The 18108-nt window shown below is 46.0% G+C and carries 15 protein-coding genes; 5 read left to right on the top strand and 10 right to left on the bottom strand.

What is annotated here, in order from left to right:
• The first annotated feature begins 290 nt into the window (after positions 1 to 290).
• Complete coding sequence (locus NZ043_RS15550; RefSeq protein ID WP_133386691.1) at positions 291 to 635, top strand: DUF3139 domain-containing protein; 345 nt, start codon at positions 291 to 293, stop codon at positions 633 to 635.
• Between the two features lie 4 nt (positions 636 to 639).
• On the opposite strand, the gene NZ043_RS15545 is transcribed toward NZ043_RS15550, so the two are convergent.
• A complete protein-coding gene (locus NZ043_RS15545; protein WP_133386690.1) occupies positions 640 to 2490 on the bottom strand; it encodes a DUF4127 family protein in 1851 nt (616 codons plus the stop codon).
• A gap of 575 nt (positions 2491 to 3065) precedes the next feature.
• On the opposite strand from NZ043_RS15545, the gene NZ043_RS15540 reads away from it, so the two are divergent.
• On the top strand, positions 3066 to 3548 hold the full coding sequence (locus NZ043_RS15540; RefSeq protein WP_133386689.1) for a hypothetical protein: 483 nt from the start codon (positions 3066 to 3068) through the stop codon (positions 3546 to 3548).
• Between the two features lie 96 nt (positions 3549 to 3644).
• Here NZ043_RS15540 and NZ043_RS15535 read toward each other — a convergent pair whose 3' ends face one another.
• The 7 genes from NZ043_RS15535 to NZ043_RS15505 all read right to left on the bottom strand — a co-directional run bounded on the left by NZ043_RS15535 (position 3645) and on the right by NZ043_RS15505 (position 9691).
• Complete coding sequence (locus NZ043_RS15535; RefSeq protein WP_133386688.1) at positions 3645 to 4595, bottom strand: hypothetical protein; 951 nt, start codon at positions 4593 to 4595, stop codon at positions 3645 to 3647.
• Between the two features lie 114 nt (positions 4596 to 4709).
• Positions 4710 to 5423, bottom strand: coding sequence for a VOC family protein (locus NZ043_RS15530; RefSeq protein WP_165980360.1), 714 nt, complete (start codon positions 5421 to 5423; stop codon positions 4710 to 4712).
• Positions 5420 to 5878 carry a VOC family protein gene (locus NZ043_RS15525; protein WP_339312578.1) on the bottom strand — a complete coding sequence of 153 codons (459 nt, stop codon included), beginning with the start codon at positions 5876 to 5878 and terminating at the stop codon, positions 5420 to 5422. Before NZ043_RS15525 ends, NZ043_RS15530 begins: the two co-directional genes overlap by 4 nt.
• A 46-nt stretch (positions 5879 to 5924) precedes the next feature.
• Positions 5925 to 6500 (bottom strand): NAD(P)H-dependent oxidoreductase, encoded by a 576-nt coding sequence (locus NZ043_RS15520; protein ID WP_339312576.1) that lies wholly within the window; start codon positions 6498 to 6500, stop codon positions 5925 to 5927.
• Positions 6501 to 6688: 188 nt separating this feature from the next.
• The gene (locus NZ043_RS15515; protein ID WP_133386684.1) at positions 6689 to 7423 is read right to left on the bottom strand and encodes a response regulator transcription factor; all 735 of its coding nucleotides are present in this window, start codon (positions 7421 to 7423) and stop codon (positions 6689 to 6691) included.
• A gap of 18 nt (positions 7424 to 7441) precedes the next feature.
• Positions 7442 to 9109 carry a GAF domain-containing sensor histidine kinase gene (locus tag NZ043_RS15510; RefSeq protein WP_339312573.1) on the bottom strand — a complete coding sequence of 556 codons (1668 nt, stop codon included), beginning with the start codon at positions 9107 to 9109 and terminating at the stop codon, positions 7442 to 7444.
• Between the two features lie 99 nt (positions 9110 to 9208).
• Entirely contained in the window at positions 9209 to 9691 is a 483-nt protein-coding gene (locus NZ043_RS15505) for an ArpU family phage packaging/lysis transcriptional regulator (RefSeq protein ID WP_017690187.1), read from the bottom strand.
• 695 nt (positions 9692 to 10386) lie between these two features.
• Here NZ043_RS15505 and NZ043_RS15500 point away from each other — a divergent pair.
• The 3 genes from NZ043_RS15500 (at position 10387) to NZ043_RS15490 (ending at position 13261) form a co-directional block, all read left to right on the top strand.
• On the top strand, positions 10387 to 10830 hold the full coding sequence (locus NZ043_RS15500) for a helix-turn-helix domain-containing protein (protein ID WP_082219000.1): 444 nt from the start codon (positions 10387 to 10389) through the stop codon (positions 10828 to 10830).
• A 42-nt stretch (positions 10831 to 10872) separates the two neighbouring features.
• Positions 10873 to 11289 carry an ImmA/IrrE family metallo-endopeptidase gene (locus tag NZ043_RS15495; protein WP_017690190.1) on the top strand — a complete coding sequence of 139 codons (417 nt, stop codon included), beginning with the start codon at positions 10873 to 10875 and terminating at the stop codon, positions 11287 to 11289.
• 172 nt (positions 11290 to 11461) lie between these two features.
• Positions 11462 to 13261 (top strand): 5'-nucleotidase C-terminal domain-containing protein, encoded by a 1800-nt coding sequence (locus NZ043_RS15490; protein ID WP_339312571.1) that lies wholly within the window; start codon positions 11462 to 11464, stop codon positions 13259 to 13261.
• 601 nt (positions 13262 to 13862) lie between these two features.
• On the opposite strand, the gene NZ043_RS15485 is transcribed toward NZ043_RS15490, so the two are convergent.
• Together NZ043_RS15485 and NZ043_RS15480 are read right to left on the bottom strand one after the other, a co-directional pair.
• A complete protein-coding gene (locus NZ043_RS15485) occupies positions 13863 to 15644 on the bottom strand; it encodes a proline--tRNA ligase (RefSeq protein ID WP_339312768.1) in 1782 nt (593 codons plus the stop codon).
• Between the two features lie 368 nt (positions 15645 to 16012).
• Positions 16013 to 17959, bottom strand: coding sequence for an FAD-dependent oxidoreductase (locus NZ043_RS15480; RefSeq protein WP_339312569.1), 1947 nt, complete (start codon positions 17957 to 17959; stop codon positions 16013 to 16015).
• Between the last annotated feature and the right edge of the window lie 149 nt (positions 17960 to 18108).

The following is an 18108-nucleotide window of genomic DNA, read 5'->3' as shown; positions in this document are numbered from 1 at the left end:
ACCGGCCACTTGGCCGGTCTGTACATTAGCGTATGTGCTTTCGGTGTGTCCCTTGTTATTGATCCGATAATACAATCTTACACCCTCTCATCCCTAGCGCGGATGGTGTTCCGTACGACTTCGGTGCGATTAAGGGCGTCGTTCGGGTGGAAAAAAGACGATTCTGGAATCATCATTTTAAAGAATACCTAAGTAAGCTTTAAGATCAATTAATTGATAAATTTATCCAAATACATTAAAATTTTATTATCAAATTCATTGTCTCTTACGTAAAAGAAGGAGAAATACCTATGAGTAAAACTTTCAAGATCACTTCACTTGTCATCTTATCATTTATACTCGGGATATCCTGCTGGGATTACATCGGACTGCTTGGTAATCCGCTCAAGAAAAATGATGCTGAACAACAGGTAACCACTTACCTGATTGAACAGAAAGGTTACTCACCCGAACAGCTTATCGAAGTACAAGGTACTTACTCCTCAAAAAGTTCTGAAGCACCTTACGGTGTCTCAGTAACATTCGCGGATGAACTCGAAGCGAAGTATCAATATATCATTTTTAACAACGGCGAGATTAAGCAGTACAGTCATACCAGTGATGATCCCAAACACGAGGAGCCCATGGTGAGATAACCGTTTAGTTCAGCGTAACTTGCGGGTTCAACGTAATCTCAAATGCACGGCCCCAGATGAAATCAGGATTCGCATATTCCAGCAGCGCACTAGCATACGTCGCATAGGACAATTCGTCATTACAGATCTGTTTAATCGCCACATTGCCTGTCTGGAAGGCTGTTTTATTCGCAAGTGCCGTGGTATAAGTCTGCATCAAATCACGGAGCAATGTTTGCAAATGGGCATAGTCTTCCTCTGAGTTGAACAGCAACATATTTTGATCCGAAAGGGTAGCCACGTTGGTATACAGCGCATGGGCTCGGGAATACGTACGGATGTCCGCAATCGCTACCGCTTTGTAATAATAATCCTTCAGGAAACGCTTAAACAACAGCGAGCCATGCGCATTCATTTCATCTCGCAACTTATGCTCATGCTTCTCTGTTGTAATTAACGCGTACCTCGACTGTCCCATGCCTACGGCAATACCGATCTTGTTGCCCGGTGTATTCCAAGCACTGTATCCCAGAACCCGCCCGGTATACGGACTGTTTAGCAACGCTTCAGCAACATCAACATTGGCTGGTCCTTTACCCACAAAATCAATCAATACCGAAGGCAGACCTTGCTCACTATTCAGCGTCAGTTGCTCCAACGCAGCTTGCACCTGATCCAGAGCGGTAATGGCAATAATCTCGATGTCGATGCCCGTGTTCTCTCCGGAATTACCCGGGTGACCCTTCGTCATACGATCCAGTTCGGAGGTCATGTCAAACGGGACAACTTGATCGGCTGCTACAGCCACTAGCTGTTCATTTTCCAAGCCAGCACCCACATCCGTCACCACCTCAGGTTCAGGATATGCCGAATCCGCTACAAGCACACCACCTACAATATCCACATGACGAACCACATTCTCGTGTACATCCATGTATTCATACGTGTTAATGATGGTATTGCCGTGAGGACCAAAATATTTCACTGCGTAACGTGTCCTCGCCCCACCTCGGAACAACTGGTTAGCCATGCGAGCGACCAAAGCGTGCCCCAAACCATCCGCATCCGGCAGGATGATCGCACGATCCGGATTTTGTCCATTGGTTCCACCCAGCCATTCATTGATCCGCGCTTCTACATATTTGATTTCATTGATCTGAACACCCTGCGTGTTTGCATCGTCGACGCCAACCGCAAGGAAATCGATATAACCTGTGCGAGCCAGCTGATCCAGAATGTATAGATTTGTTTTGAATTTATGTTGTCTTGTATTGTAATACTGTTCTTTATCAAAATAGGTCGTTGTCCCATATTCCACCCCATCGGGGGACAGGTTATAACCTTCGATAATATCCTCAAACTCGGTGTATGTCTGACGTGGCTGCTGCATCAACGCACGAGACTCATTATATGCATCGAGCGCCAAGCCATCTGCAAACGAGGTCGTAGCCAAACGCATGATGGTATCCATTACAAATACGGGTTTGCGTGGATATTTCTGCTTGATCACGCGGATCACATCCAGCAAACGCGTGGTTTCTTCATCGTATTCCGGATAGGCGCCTCCTCCATCTTCACGGAGCTGACGACTGCCAATCAGACCGCCATAAGCGAGCATATCGGATGAGATAATGAATCCGTCGACCTTGGCAGCATGTTTCAGAATAAAGTCGTGAATCTTGGACGGTTTGCCATACACCGGCGTGGAGGTGCCGAGCAGCGTTGTGCCATCTACGGTTTTCTCCGAGTCCAGACGATTCTTAATATCACTCAGGTTCGGTGTAACGATATGGATACCGGCTGCTTTCCCTTGCACAATCACATCATCCAGATTCGCTGGACGATCATCCAGTGGAACATACAATACTGTTTTCATATCACGTAGCCTCCTGTTATCTATATAAGTTGAACTACAGAATATTTACACTTGCCACTTCGATGACAGAACAACCTTCCGATCGCTGTTATCCCCGGATTTTCTTGATCCACTTATATAAAGGTAGAAATCCGTGGATAAAGGCGCAGTGTATGCTTCCGAAGTAGCTTTCTTGCAGAAAGCTTTTAGCTCCGCTTCTTCAGGTTATTTCTGTCCTCTTCGTTCTCGTGTAAATCGTTAGTTCAACTTATATATCTAGTCTTTAATACCCGATCAGGGCAGGGATGCAATCACCGAATTAAAAAACCGGCCCCATGGCCGGCTGTACTTTAGCGTATGAGCTGTCGGTGTGTCTTCCTTGCGGCTGATCCGATAATACCATTTTACCGCCTTTCCCCACTAGCGCTGATGGTAATCGGGATGAATTACGTATGAATGTGGTCGTCTCTATGGCGGTTAAATGCCGATTTCTCGCGAGAAACTCCTATCGATAACCCAACCAAACCCATCCTGATGATGTTTATATGACATAAGTAGCTTTCAAATCCTATGAACAATAAAGGATGGATATGACCATGAAGAAAAGGTATTTCTTCTATCTTTGGATTGCTGTCACCAGTTATATGGCGGGCCCCGCTATGTATGCGTTGGGAATGTACATCTTATATCAGGAAACAGTTGTTATAACAACATCTCTCATTGGATGGACTGCGGCAACATTCTTATCCGTTGGTATCCTGTTTATCCTGATCACAGTCATCATGCTACAAGTGTTCAACATCTATTATTTCTGGCTGCAAACCCTGCTCTTCGAGTTGTTTTTCCTTGTCCTCGTCTATATGACCACTGTTCTTCTTGGGGCTGGCAACAGGGGACTGCCCAAGCTGTCCTTTCTATTTACACCCGAAGGCATCTCCTTATGGATGTTCTGGGGGAGTATTGCACTTATGAGTTCCTGGGGAATATGGGCAGCGCGTCAGCCCGTACGAAAATCACCATACATGCTGGTGTCCAGAGTCATGCTGATCCTTTTTATCCTTGAAATTTGGCCCCGTTAAAAAGGTACAGGTTGCCCACAATTCGGTAAACCCAGAATAATGCCTACAAGGGGTGTCCGTCATGACGGACACCCCTTCTGAAATGTATGTTTTATCTCACGCGATGATATAACGAAAATTCTCCCATGTTTCAGGTACGGGCTCCCCGTTCTTGGCATGATGATAGAAGCTGAACGGGAATTTGAATATATGACCTCCGTTCCAGTCACGGGAACGTCTGTCGGTGAGCCAATATTCCAGCTCATGAGGGAGCGCCACTGATCGTTCCGCCCGTTCCAGTGGCAGCAGGTCTACGGGTGATTGCAATGTCGGCATCGCCTGTTCAATATCCACATCTCGGCTTAAACGTAGCGCCTTCACCATGGTAAGGAAAGGTGGAATGCCTTTATGGAACAATGCCGGATAACCCAATTCATATAATATGTTAAGCGCATGTCCGTAGGTGAGCATATGACCAATTAGATCATGATGTGCTTCCGCGTGATATATGGTCTGGAACGCACCAAGCTCATCCAGAATCAGGCGTGACAACTGAACTGGATTTTCAATTTCGGGGAAACCATCGCTTTTTTCCGGCTTCAGACTGCGAATTTCTTTCATCGTTGTATTCATCCAGGATCTTCCCGGGATGGTTCGATCGAATGAATCGATCAGTTCAACCAGCCGACCAATATCCTCCGCAGTGCCCCATCCATCCAGTTCGCGAATGGCTTTCAGGCTGATCGCCCCGTAGATGGCCTGGTGTCCAACCCAGTGTAGCTCTCCAATCGTTCGATCCAATGCGTCCGTAATACGCGCTTCAGCATCTTCCCTGGGCATCATTTCACCAATCGGAGAGGTCTGACCAGGGTTGATTCCATGCTGGCGAAGCATGGCTTTTGCTTCGGCGGTAACACTGCCGGCGGCAAGGGCAGTGAGACGATTTTCCCGTACCCAAAAATATGCCGCAATCGCACCCGCCCCATAATGGGCGTGCCACAGATCTCCTGTACGTTCCCGACTGGAAACGATAATCGCAAGTCCCTCTTCCAACAAACGTCGATCCAAGCTTGCCACCACCCTTCATCATATGTAAGCCGATCAGAGAAACTATATAAGTTGAACTAAGATCTGTCCTCTCCGTCGTTATCGTGTAAATTTAGTTCAACTTATATATCCTAATTAATAAATAAAGCGTTTACTTCTATAACATGATGGAAATGCTCCACATATGCCCGTTTTACCCCGGAATGCAAAGTTAAAGCCAATTCGAAGCTTGCCCACGCCATGGATGGATACTTCCAGCGGATAGATCTGTGCTTTTTGCTTAGAGAAAAACCACGTCCGATCCTTCTTCACCACAATAAATAAACCATGTACATCTCCTACAGGAGCAAAGGTTTCACTAACCTCACCCCAGCGCGTGAGTCCAATCTGCTGAAGCTCATTCACCGTAGACAGAACATCCTCCGTCACCAGTCCAACTTCACATACCTGTAATATATCTTGAGTCGAGAATTCATGGTCACTCTCGTTTTGAATACGATGATGAGCAATCAGCTCAATAATATTGCCTGCCGGATCTTCAAAATAGAGAGAATGAGAGTCCCAATTAGTAGAGTATGTCTCATCCCGATTTTCCTCCCTGTTTAAAACAACACGTGATGCAGCCCACTGCTTCGCTTCCTTGAATTGATTTGTCGGAATTAACCAGGCCACATGATAAAAGGGCTCATGATTTGTTTCACACGGTTTGAAAATCATCTTTGTCCTTCCAACCTGCAGGTTGAAGGCCTGATCTGTCGCATTGGACACCTCCATTCCCAACGTATCACGATAAAAATGCTTGAGGTCCTCCAGCCGTGTTGTATATAACTGCAATTCTTCGATCATCATACGGCCTTCTCCTGCAACTCCTCCCACTGACTCCATGGCACCATGCCAAGCTCAGGCTTCGCTTCATCCGGGAGCATGGCGATGAATTCAAGCGAGTGACCATCCGGATCGTTAAAATACACAGATACCGCAGGCATCCAGCCAAAGACGTACAGTTCACCGATATCATCATCCAGGAAGTTCTGTGTCTTGATTCCTTTGTTCTCCAAGTGAGCCACCGCATGTTTCATATCCTCCAGAGATACATGAAAAGCAAAGTGCTGACGCTTCACCTCGGAAGGTTCCTTTTGCCACAATCCAAGCATGGCATTGCCTTTTCCACCAATCCAGTAGAAGGAGTTTCCACGTTCTTTCTGCCCGTAGGCATGAGGTAAACCCAGGACCGTTTCATAGAAATGATGGGATCTCTCCAGATCCGTCACGTTTAGATGTGTTTCAAATATGCCTGTAATCATAATGCTCAACCTCTTTTCCTTTTCCGATTTTCATCTTCCTTGGTTCTCAACTCATGGTAGATTTCCGCGCATTCGTTAACGTCTGGGCCAGATTTAAAAACGATCCAATAACCCGCTGCACCCGGTCCTCTATATCCTGACTGCCTTCGTACTCTTCGTATCCGTCAAATGTTGCTTCGAATCGTCTGCGCTGCGCACCACCAATGGAAATCCACTCTTGGGCATTGATACCATGCAGATTCCGGACAATCGCTTGCAGTTGTAAAAGGGAACTTACCCCCACCGCTCCGCCAGAGGAGCTGATGGACAGGACAGGCTTGCCGCTAAAATGAGCCTGGCTCAGGTGATCCAGTGCATTTTTGAGCACACCGCTAATACTGCCGTGATACTCTGGTGTAGACAGGATGATGGCATCTGCCGCGAGCATACGCGTGTTCAGGTCTGCCAGATGTTCATGATCCGCTTGTTTTTCATCTGGCGCGTAGAATGGAAGTGGCTTCTGATACAGATCAAACAGGCTGGCCTGATGTCCCTGACCTCGAATAATCTCCACAGCATACTCTCCCAGACGTGTACTGGTTGCATTGTTCCGATTGCTGCCTGCCAAAATAACAATATTCATTCATGTCACTCTCCTTAGTTTTTTAATAATTCAAACTCTCATGTTTCAACCGACCTGTTATTTCTACTCTTATCTTACCTTTCTTTTGCATCCAAATCGTCAGCAGATAGACTTAACTTGAAATACCAAAAAACTCAACCTTTAGGTTGAGTTTATACGACTTAAGTATGAACACATGTCGGAATTGGTCAGACGACCCAGCCATTTCTTACAGCATGAAGAGCCGCTTGTGTCCGATCCGCCAGTCCGAGTTTGTCCAGCAGATGACTGACATGTGTTTTGACCGTTTTTTCGGTGATGACCAATTGAACTGCAATTTCCTTGTTGCTCAATCCTTGAGCAATCAGCCCCAATACCTCTTGTTCACGGCGAGTAAGCATATCCGGACCACCAAAGGATGTTTCATTTGATTTTCCAACCTGCTTCAGCTCTTGAATTTGACTGTCTGCTGACTGATCTGTCGGTATATGCTGTGGTTGCTGTTCATTTATAGACCAATCGGATGAAGCCATCACATGCATCAATTGACCTGCTGCGGCGGGATGCAATTCTACCTGACCTGCATGCACATTGCGAATGGCCACAGCCAGATCCTCCGGTTCAATATCCTTGAGTAGATATCCTTTCACCCCTGCGCGCACAGCAGGAACGACATGATCCTGATCCGAAAACGATGTGAGCACAATAATTCGCGTTCCTGGCATTAATGCACGCAGCCGTCTGGCTGTTTCGATTCCGTCCATGACCGGCATATGCAGATCCATTAATACCACGTCAGGTTTTAACAATTCCGCCTGCGCCAGAGCTTCCTGCCCGTTCGATGCTTCACCAACAACTTCCATGTCTTGCTGTGTGGTCAAAAAAACGTGCAGCCCTCGTCTCACCATCGCATGATCATCTGCGAGCAATATCGTAATCGGCATCTCTTCTTCCCCCTGACTTTATACAGATTCGAACGGAAGTGGAATGACTGCCGTTACTGTTGTTCCCTTGCGGGGAGAACTCACTATTTCTAAGCTGCCCCCGAGCGATTGGGCCCGTTCCTTCATAATGGACAGGCCAAGCGAGCTTCCAGACGACACTTTTGGCCTGTTCGCACCACCTTTTCCCTGATCTGTGACGGTGAACATCACTTCATGATCACTTAACTTGAGGGTGACCTCAGCAGAAGAAACATCAGCGTGTTTCCGTACATTATTCAGCGCTTCCTGTCCGATTCGCCACAATGCTTCTTCTATATTACGCGGTAAAGACCGCGTTCCCGTGCGATTCATCACCACTTGAAGCCCCTGGCTGGTGCCGTATTCCTGTAGCGCATGGAGCAGCCCTGCTTCCAGTCCCGCGGGACGGAGCTGCATAATCAATGCGCGCATTTCCTTGAGAGCCTCCTGAGACAAAGCCCGAATATCCTTCATCGCTTCCGCTGCCGGGTGCAGCTGCTCGGAGCCGGATAACATACTTTCCGCGCCTTTAGCCGTTAACGACAGTGAAAATAAAATCTGATTAACCGAATCATGCAGATCGCGAGCCAACCGGTTCCTCTCTTCGAGTCGTGCCAGTTCGCGGCGATTCTCCGCCAGCTTCAGACTCTCCCATGAGGCAGCAATATGTTCAGCCACTGCCTCCAGCACTTCACGGTCCGCCTGCGCAGGACCTGATGTTCCTATTCCGATCACCAGAATCCCCGTTTCCCCTGGCGTATGGTAGGGAAGGGGAGCAGCAATTCCCGAGACAATGGAATTCATAACCTGTTCAGACTTGCACAAGGTAAATATCTCAGCGATCTCTGTCCCAGACAGAGATGTAGCACGATGACTATTGATTACATGGTTAATGTGGCTCGTCACTTCTGAAGATAACGGAGTAATTGATAACGTTCGAACCTTATCATCTGCATAGGCTGCCTGCAAAACGAACATTCCGTTTTTCTGCTGAATAATTATAGCAAAAGGCCAATCATAATGCTGCCCAAGCAGCTGTACAACTTTTAAAGAAAAAGCCTCAGAATTGCTGCATTCGTTCACTGCAAGACCCAAGGCCGTGCTGAACTCCCCCAGCTTGGCATACAGATCAGCCCGTCGCTGCTCCGCACGATACAATCTCATCCGTTCTATCGCACTACCAATCTGGTATGCCACGCCCTGTAACAGTGCCAGTTCACTGTCGCTGAAATGTTCCTTGGCTGGCGCAGCCACGTTGAGCAGGCCGAGCATCTTCTCACCTGACCTTAACGGGACGGTTGCATGGTGGGTAATATCATGGGTATCTCCCCATTGGAATTCCACCGCATCCTCCAGCCGTTTACAGTTAATGATGTTGACCGCATGATTCAGACGACCGTCCTTGAAGCGGTTCACACACCAGCAGGTACCCGTTCGCATGGGCTCCTTATCTTTACGCAGCAATGCCGGGGGCAGATTGTAATCCGAAACACAGGTATAGTCTCCACGTTCATTAATCAGAAACATCCAACCTGCCGTTAATCCGGTCAACTCCAGTAATTTGCCGACAACGGTATCCAGCATTAAGTTCAGATCATTGGACGTATTGAGCGTTTCCGCGATTGTCTTCAACGTGACCATTTCCTGCATTCCGACTTCTTCCGACATGGCAGACTTCTCTCCTTTGGCTGTGCCAACTGTGGTTTGTTCAACTATTGTACCCAATCCACCTTGGATATTAAAGGATCAACTTCTTCAATCACTCACTCAGCCCAGCTTCTGTCGCTCTTTGCGGGACACAGACAAAGGCTCCATATTAATCAGACCTCGATCTGACAGAGCCAGTGCCATTTTGTAGAAAGCACGTGTACGAATCTTCGTGTACGTATCCTTGCTGACAGGTGGATCAAACACATGGTTATACACTTTATAGTCAAACACATCATCGTCTTTCAGATATCGTTCACAGACGAGTACACGTTCCTTTTCACTCAGCCGTGACACAACAAAATCAATCGTATCGCAATATGCCTGACGTGCGCGCTGCACGTCCACATTGTAGATCGCCGTTCTCGCCGTGGAATCCCCCGTCACATTGGTTGCACCGTGGAAACGCTCGGCATAACTTGCCGTCACCATAACCTCTCGTTCTTCAAATGCAATGGTTTTATAGATTCGGTATTTCTCCAGCGCAGCCTCAACAGCTGTTTGCGTTTTGCGTCGGTCCAATTCGGGCAGCATCAATTCCATATTTATCTTCCTCCTTTAGTATTCTTCATATCACTCACTCTATCGTTCACGTCATGTTGTTTTGCAATCGTTCTTTGCACGATGGCAAAACGCTCTTATTCATAGAGTTGTCCAGTTTTCCAAAAAAGTAACGACATCTTTTCAATTTTCCCCTGTTGCCTTTTGGAATCACTCCAAACTGCTATAATCCGGGGAATTCAATTTTTCAGAAGGTGATTACAAAACACACGCTCTGCCTCAACTTTACATTTTGTTCGTATAGTGTTCGTATTTCTATTTGAGGATACCACTTTCTGGAGATCGGAGTAAACCTTCATTTTGGATCGTTTTGACGATAAAATAAAACCTTCGCTCTCATTTCCTATGCCTTTTGGCATAATTGTTTCATATCTCTTTACCTAATGGTATATATACGTTATAGTACTGTTTAATTAATGAACTTCCGTATAAGTCATTTGATTTTTATAAGTTAAGATGTGGATTAGATATGCACATTAACGGAGAGGACAGAAAGAACCTGAAGAAGCGAAGCGTTCGCCTTTATCACCGAAATTCCACCTATGAAGATATACATTCAGGAAATTCGGGGATAACAGCGATATCGGAAGGTTGTTCTGTCATCGGAGTGATCTGTGCAGCACGAGCTCTCTTAATTTATAACTCAAGCACTTGTACGAATCGAAGGAGTTGGCATAATTGTGGAGCACGCTTTTGGTCCTTATATGAAACAACTGCGCGAGCAACAGGGATACAGCATCAATCAGCTCGCCGAAGCAGCCGGAATAAGCAACTCACAGATTTCACGTATTGAGAATGGGGTCCGGGGTGTGCCGAAACCAGCGACCATCCGCAAGATTTCAGATGCACTCTCGGTGCCCTATACAGAGATGATGAAACAGGCCGGTTATATTGAACCAGGGAGTGCTGCTGAACTTCAGGACGTGCCGGAATGGGCTACATACAAAGACCGTCGTGATTTCAAAAAGATGCTGGAAGATGATGATGATCTGATGTTTGACGGCATTCCACTCGATGAAGAGGACAAAAAACGAATCAAGGATGTGCTGACAGGTCTGTTCTGGGAAGCCAAACAGATGAACAAACGCAAAAAGACAGACGAATCGGACAATCGCCCATGAGGCAAGACCCACTGAATTTAATGAGGCAGCAGGTGAGATCATATGGATGACATCGTAACAAAGCTGATTCGAAAACACCGGACCAACTGCCCGTTCAGCATTGCCCGCGCGGTTGGAATACAGATTCGTTTCACCAATTTGGGGAAGTCCACCAAGGGACTCTACTTTCGCAAGCTCCGGCGCAGGTTTATCGTCATACACAATGATTTGCCGCCGGAATGGCAACGGTTCGTGTGCGCCCATGAGCTTGGACACGACCGGCTTCATAAAGGGATTAATCGATTCTTTCTGGAGGAACATTCCTATTTTGCTCCAGGCAAGCTGGAAAGACAGGCCAATCGTTTCGCCATTCAATTGCTAACCTCAGGAGTGATGCCTGAACCGGATGAATCTTTGGAGAAATTTTGTTTACGTACCGGACTGCCGCGTGAAGCGCAGCATTTTTTTTACACACTTTAAGAACATACGTTCTTTCCGAAGATTATATTTTCCAACAGCAGATTTACATGTCACTTTCAGGTTACGTATTTTTACGTAATTCGCGAGATTTCCTAATAATAGTCTGTTAAAATACTACGTGAGCTATGTAAACGCTCAAGTAGATTATTATTTTGGGAGGTTTCGGATTCATATGAAAATCTGGAAGAATTACGTTTCACTTCTGCTAACGGTCTGTTTGCTGTTTGGCAGTGTAGGTATTGCCGCAGCTGCAACGGATACCACTCCGGGCACAGGTAAACACATTACCATTCTACATACGAATGATACGCATGCCCGTGCAGTTGAATCTTCACCTGCTATGGGTTTTGCCAAAGTAGCTGGAATCGCTGACAAATATCGTAGCGAAAACCCTAACACACTCTTGCTCGATGCTGGAGATGCTGTGCATGGTACAACATTTGCCACTCTTGTGAATGGTGAGAGCATCGTGAAAGTCATGAATGAAATGGGATACCAAGCCATCGTACCGGGTAACCACGAATTCAACTACGGTTCAGATCGTCTGATCGAACTGGCGGACATGATGAACTTCCCCATGCTGAGTGCCAATGTGAAGAAAAAAGACGGAACACGTCTCTTCGATCCTTATCTCATTAAAGAAGTCGATGGCGTGAAGATTGGTATCATCGCTTTGACTACACCGGAAACGTTGTACAAAACGAATCCAAAAAACGTAGAAGGTCTTGATATTACAGATCCATCTGCGGAAGCTAAAGTTCTGGTGAACGAAATCCGCAGCAAAGTAGATGTTGTTGTTGTTCTGGGACACCTTGGACAAGATGCGTCCAGTACCGATACTAGCTTTAAAGTTGTTAAAGAAGTTCCTGGCATCGATGTATTCATCGATGGTCACAGCCACACTGTACTGCAAGATGGCCTTGTATCCGATAACGGAACATTGATTGCAAGCGCAGGAGAATACACTAACTACGTCGGTGTCATCGATCTGTGGGTAGACGGTGGTAAAGTAACGAAGAAACAAGCAACATTAATTGATGAAACTGAAGCAAAAGACATCAAACCAAATGAGAAGGTTGCAACTCTCGTAAACTCCATTCAAAAAGAACAAGAACCTATTTTGAAAGAAGAAGTAGCCAATACAGCTATTCTGCTGGATGGTAAACGTGAACAGGTACGTGCAGGAGAAACTAATCTGGGTGACCTGCTTGCAGATGCCATTCGTGATGTCAGCAAAGCCGATATCGCATTGACTAACGGTGGTGGTATCCGTGCTTCCATCGAAAAAGGTATTGTAACCAAAGGTGATATCATCACAGTGCTTCCTTTTGGTAATCAAGTGGTAACCCTTGAAGTGAAAGGGTCCGATATTCTGGCTGCCCTTGAAGTCGGTGTAGGTTCCTACCCCGAACCAAGCGGTGGATTCCCGCAAGTATCTGGTATCAAGTTCAAAATCGACACTTCCGCTGCAGAAGGTAACCGTGTACATTCCGTAACCGTGGGTGATAAAGCCCTTGATCCGGAAGCAACGTATACACTGGCAACCAATGATTTCACAGCTGTTGGTGGTGACGAATACACCATGTTTGCCAAATATCCAACTACGGGTATGTATGGCGCGCTGGACGAAGCATTGATCAATTACATGCAGAAGCTTGGCGCTGTAGACATCAAAACAGATGGTCGGATCAGTGAAGCGGTAAAACCTGCAGTAGAGCCGGAAACTCCTGCAACAGAAACACCAGCTCCAACCAAGCCAAAACCAGAAACACCAAAACCGGAAAAACCGTCTAAACCAACACCAAGCAAACCAGCTCCAGCCAAACTGCATGTTGTGAAATCCGGAGATTCCCTGTACTCTATCTCCAAACAATACGGCACAACTTGGCAGGCATTGCAAAAGCTGAACAATATCAAAAATCCACACTGGATTTATCCAGGTCAACAATTGAAATTGCCTGCAGCTTCTTAAGCTCAGCAAAGCAAAGTGCATATAGGCATGATCGCTTATAAGGCGCAACAACATAACGAATATATCTTGTCACAACAAAAAGGGTGTCCCTCAGGCCAGATTACTGGTTAAGGGGACACCCTTTTGTATCTCCTTTCTTAAACATCAATCCACATCAGATACTTGAACATTTCCTGTGGACATATCCTGCTGATCCTGACAATCATCTGAGGCAAAAATAAATCCCAGCTTGGCCATTACGGACCAACTTTATCATGTGCCTTCGACACCGAACTATATAAAAACTCTCCGGAATTACCGTATTCATGCGCTTATTGTACATTTAATTTCGACATCTCTGTCTTCTCAACATTGCATACTTGCACATAAATCCACCTGCGTATAATCATCTTCAAATCCTTAATCATAAAATCATTTGTATACTAAATACATATGTCCAAATATAGTTATTTCGTATGATATCACTCATAAAATCCTACCAAATTGCATGCCTATAGCCCTCTTTTTCATGCTCTCATTGGTATTTCAGCAATCAAAATCATCTACCGCATCATATTCGGTACTATTATATGAACTCATATAATTAGAAAATCCCCTGAATTTAGGAAGTGAGTTGTTCCTTCACATAAAGCACAGCCTCCTGTGCGGTCAAAGCGATTCGTTTCGATTCACCTGATGCTGCAAGTGCGTGTGATCCCAGTTCGACCTGTCCTTCTGCTGCTCCTCGGCCAATAACGATCTGCACAGGCAATCCGATCAGCTCTGCATCCTTGAATTTCACACCCGGACGTTCATCCCGGTCATCAACCAATACGGTGAAACCGCCATCGATTAATTGTTGTTCCAGTTCGAGGGTGAGCTGACGCTGCTGCTCATCCTTCCAACTTACTGTAATCAGATGCACATCATAAGGCGCAACAGCGGCAGGCCATCTTATGCCATCATCTCCTGCATACTGCTCAGCTATTGCGGCCATCAGGCGGGATACGCCAATGCCGTAACATCCCATGACTGGCGCACACTGCCGACCATTACGATCCAGGAATGAAGCGCCCATGGCATCACTATATTTTGTTCCCAGTTTGAAAATGTGTCCAACCTCAATACCTTTGGTAAACACAAGCGGTGATCCACATGTTGGACAAGCATCCCCTTCAGCGGCAAAGCGAATTCGTTCTACTCGCTCCAATGCAAAATCAATGCCTGGGCGTACGCCGGAAACATGCACATCCACTTCATTGGCTCCTGTAATTGCACTCTTCATCACTGCTACGTCAGCGTCCACTACCATCGGCAGATTTAGTCCAATCGGACCCAGGAATCCTACCTTCAGATTTGGATGTGCGGCAATGGCTGCATCGTCTGCAAGGATCAGTTCCTCTGCCCCCAACACCTGCTTTAATGCGATGTCATTCAATTCATGATCTCCACGCACAAGCGCAGCGACGAGCTGACCATCCGCCACATAAAGCAGCGTTTTGATCATATGTTCAGCACCTTTGCCCACAAAGGAACTTAACTCTGCGATCGTACGAACGCCAGGTGTGGAGATGCGTACTACATTTTCCGCTCCTGAATGTTCATCCGTTTGAATTGAGTCTGAACTCGCAAAGTCGGCTGGAACTTCCAAGCTTCCTTCTTTTTTCTCCATATCTCCTGAAGTCTGATAATCCGCTTTCTCCAGATTTGCAGCATATCCACAATGTTTGCAGGTTACAATTGTGTCCTCACCCACATCAGCAAGAGCCATGAACTCGTGTGTTTCTCCTTGACCGCCAATCGTTCCTGCGTCAGCCTCAACACGGATATAGTCCAGACCACAACGCTCCAGAATGCGACTGTACGCTGTGTTCATCGCCTGATAAGTCCGATCAAGCTCTTCCCAGTCCGAAGCAAAAGAGTACGCATCCTTCATGATGAACTCACGTCCACGCAGCAATCCAAATCGAGGACGGCGTTCATCCCGGAACTTGGTTCCGATCTGGTACAGGGTGAATGGCAGCTTACGATACGAACTCACCTCGTCCCGCGCTAAAGCGGTTACGACTTCCTCATGTGTTGGTCCAAGAGCAAATTCCCGTGCATGACGATCCTTCAGACGCATCAATTCGGGACCATACTGTGTGTATCTTCCGGATTCTTCCCACAACTCCGCAGGCTGCATAATTGGCAGCAACACTTCCTGACATCCCGCACGATCCATCTCTTCACGAACGATTCGTTCAACATTTAACAATATACGCCGTCCAAGGGGCAGGTAACTGTAAATTCCCGCAGCAAGTTGGCGAATCATACCGGAACGTAGTAACCAGCGATGTCCCGCCGCATCTGCCTCCGCTGGCGCTTCACGTAATGTTGGGACAAGCATTTCACTTTGACGCATCATAACACACTCCTAATCTTCCTTTTTGTTATCAAATACGGCGCATAAACAGCAAAAAGACACATCCGTCAAGGGACGAATGTGTCGTGGTACCACCCTTATTTAACTGCAAATTAATCCGTTCGCAACCTATGCGATCTGTAACATGCAGTCCTACGGGGCATAACGGGCCCTGCCGGCGGAGGTTGCAACCCTGTATGGGCATTCTCTTCCGCAGCTCGCGAGGTAGGAATTTATGAAGCAGCTACAGGAACCTTGCACCACACTGTTCCCTCTCTGTTGAAGCTGGCTTGCACAATCATGTCCTCGTTATAACGCTGTTATCATTTTTGACCACATTAGTTCATTTACAAGTAATTGTCAACCAATTAGTCGAATACAACTCCAGAATAATACTCCACTACATCACGAATGAGCATAAACGCATCCCCATTGGTAAGATTGTTCTTGTCAGCAATGCCAGCAAGCGTGTCGGCACTTATAAAGTTTTGCGTTTGTAATTGAGCAAGTGCCTGTTCAAGTGAAGTTTCCGTTTCTGAAGATCCCATTGCCAGACATAACATATACGCAGCATGATCCAATGTTAAAGGTAGGGTTACGGCATTCTCCATATTTGCTAGAGCTTGGTCGGCACTGCCTGAGTAGGCTTCTGGAAACATCGCTTGCATTCTTTTCAATTTACTTAAAAATCGTTCTGGATTCATTCCTTTATCCAGTTCCCAACCATCGTTATTATAATTGCCTGAAGTCATATACATACTCGCTGCAGCCAGCAATCCCTTGTAATCCTTATGTTCCATATAATCAGGCTGTTCGAAACGATGTACTTTCAGATCCATCCCCTGATTCTCCAGCATCTTACGTAGTTCAGATGCTCGCTCTTCGGAAGTTGAGAGTTCGCGGAAGGACTCCTTATGGATATATGCCAGCTTGACCGCCGCTCCTGCTGCTTCCCCCTCTGCCATTCCCAGTGGGACAACTCTTGCACTACCGTGTGGGATTGTATCATAACTTGCTGCACGTCCAACGACGAGCAAACCATCAACCTTTAGCGGTACAAGCGAGCGAAAGGGTACACCATATTGAATTGGACTTAACATAATCGTGCCGGGATTTCCAACACTTGTGCTCTGAATATCAATATCGTATGAACCGTATCCAATGGCATCCCAATGATCACGATTTTCCATGACATCAGCTAATGTTAATCGGTACTCGCCATAGATATGACGTGACTCCCTCACATAAAGTTCGTTCGCTGTTCCAGCATATTGTAGCCCTGCAAATTCATCATAATTTTTCTTCAGAAAATCAACAATTAGCGGGGCTTCCTTACGCCCGATTTCCAGACCTTTTTTCACAGATATCGGATCTAACGGATCTACCCCAAAGATTTGCATCGTATTAATCAAGATTGTATCATCATTTTGTCTTCCGATATTCAGACTGCGAATCTTAATATGTTGTGGATTGGAGGATTCATATTTTCTAGCATCACCGTACCCCCAAGCACTCATCTTATCAACCCCGGTTCCCTCTCTTTCCCTAAACTTTTGCCATACCTCATCAGTAACACCGCTTAGCTTGAATACAAGCGTAGAGACCATTTTGGATTTACCATCTCCAATATCTTGTCTGCCTATGGAATATGGAACTCCTGCAGCGGCTGCAATATCCGCATCTTGCGTCGCATCAATGATGGAGCGGGTTGAGATCTGAACAGTTGTTCCATCTTCTTTAGTTATACTCATACCCGTTATTGTCGTGTGATCTCCCGTAGATTGTTCAGTAAGTGGAACTAATTCCTTAGCATTCATCAACAGGTCAATATTAGGTTCAGAACGAACCATCCGATAGAAAATGTTAGCCGCTGTATTGGTATCAAATGAACTACCCTCGATCTGGTCAAACCATTCCTGGAAAATGCCTTTGTTCAAAAAGTCAGGCTGCCGTAAACTACTCAATAACTGCGGTTGTTCAGGGGAATAATTTAGATCCAGCGTATTAAGGCCTCCCTCGGTCAACAATCCTCCCAACATGTTGCGATCTCTTGCTTCCACCAGCAATACACGCATCCCATTACGAGCAGCTGATAAGGCAGCGGTAATACCTTCCGGATCCGTTCCAGCTACAATAACGTTATAGGAATCTTTCAGGTTTAGTGTAGATTTCACGTCCTCCAAAGGCTGCCATACATAATTATTATTAAATTTATAATTTTTGTTCCAAATATAGAATGCACCATATGCAGCGCTCATTAAAACAATAAACACACTAGCTGTAATTGCTGTTATTTTCAATTTTCTACTAATCAAAGAAACAAACCTCCATATGTACTTTAAATTCAATAATACTAACTCGTGAAGTAGTTTTCCTATGTTATACCAACAACCGACTAACTTTTTCTCCTTTCCTACATGAGTATGCCATAAATAATAAAAAACTCCCCAACACTTCAAACGGT

Source organism: Paenibacillus sp. FSL k6-2145 (genome assembly GCF_037976585.1).
Classification (GTDB): Bacteria; Bacillota; Bacilli; order Paenibacillales; family Paenibacillaceae; genus Paenibacillus.
The sequence above is the reverse complement of the archived record's forward strand: the minus strand, read 5'-3'. Positions and strand labels throughout refer to the sequence as shown.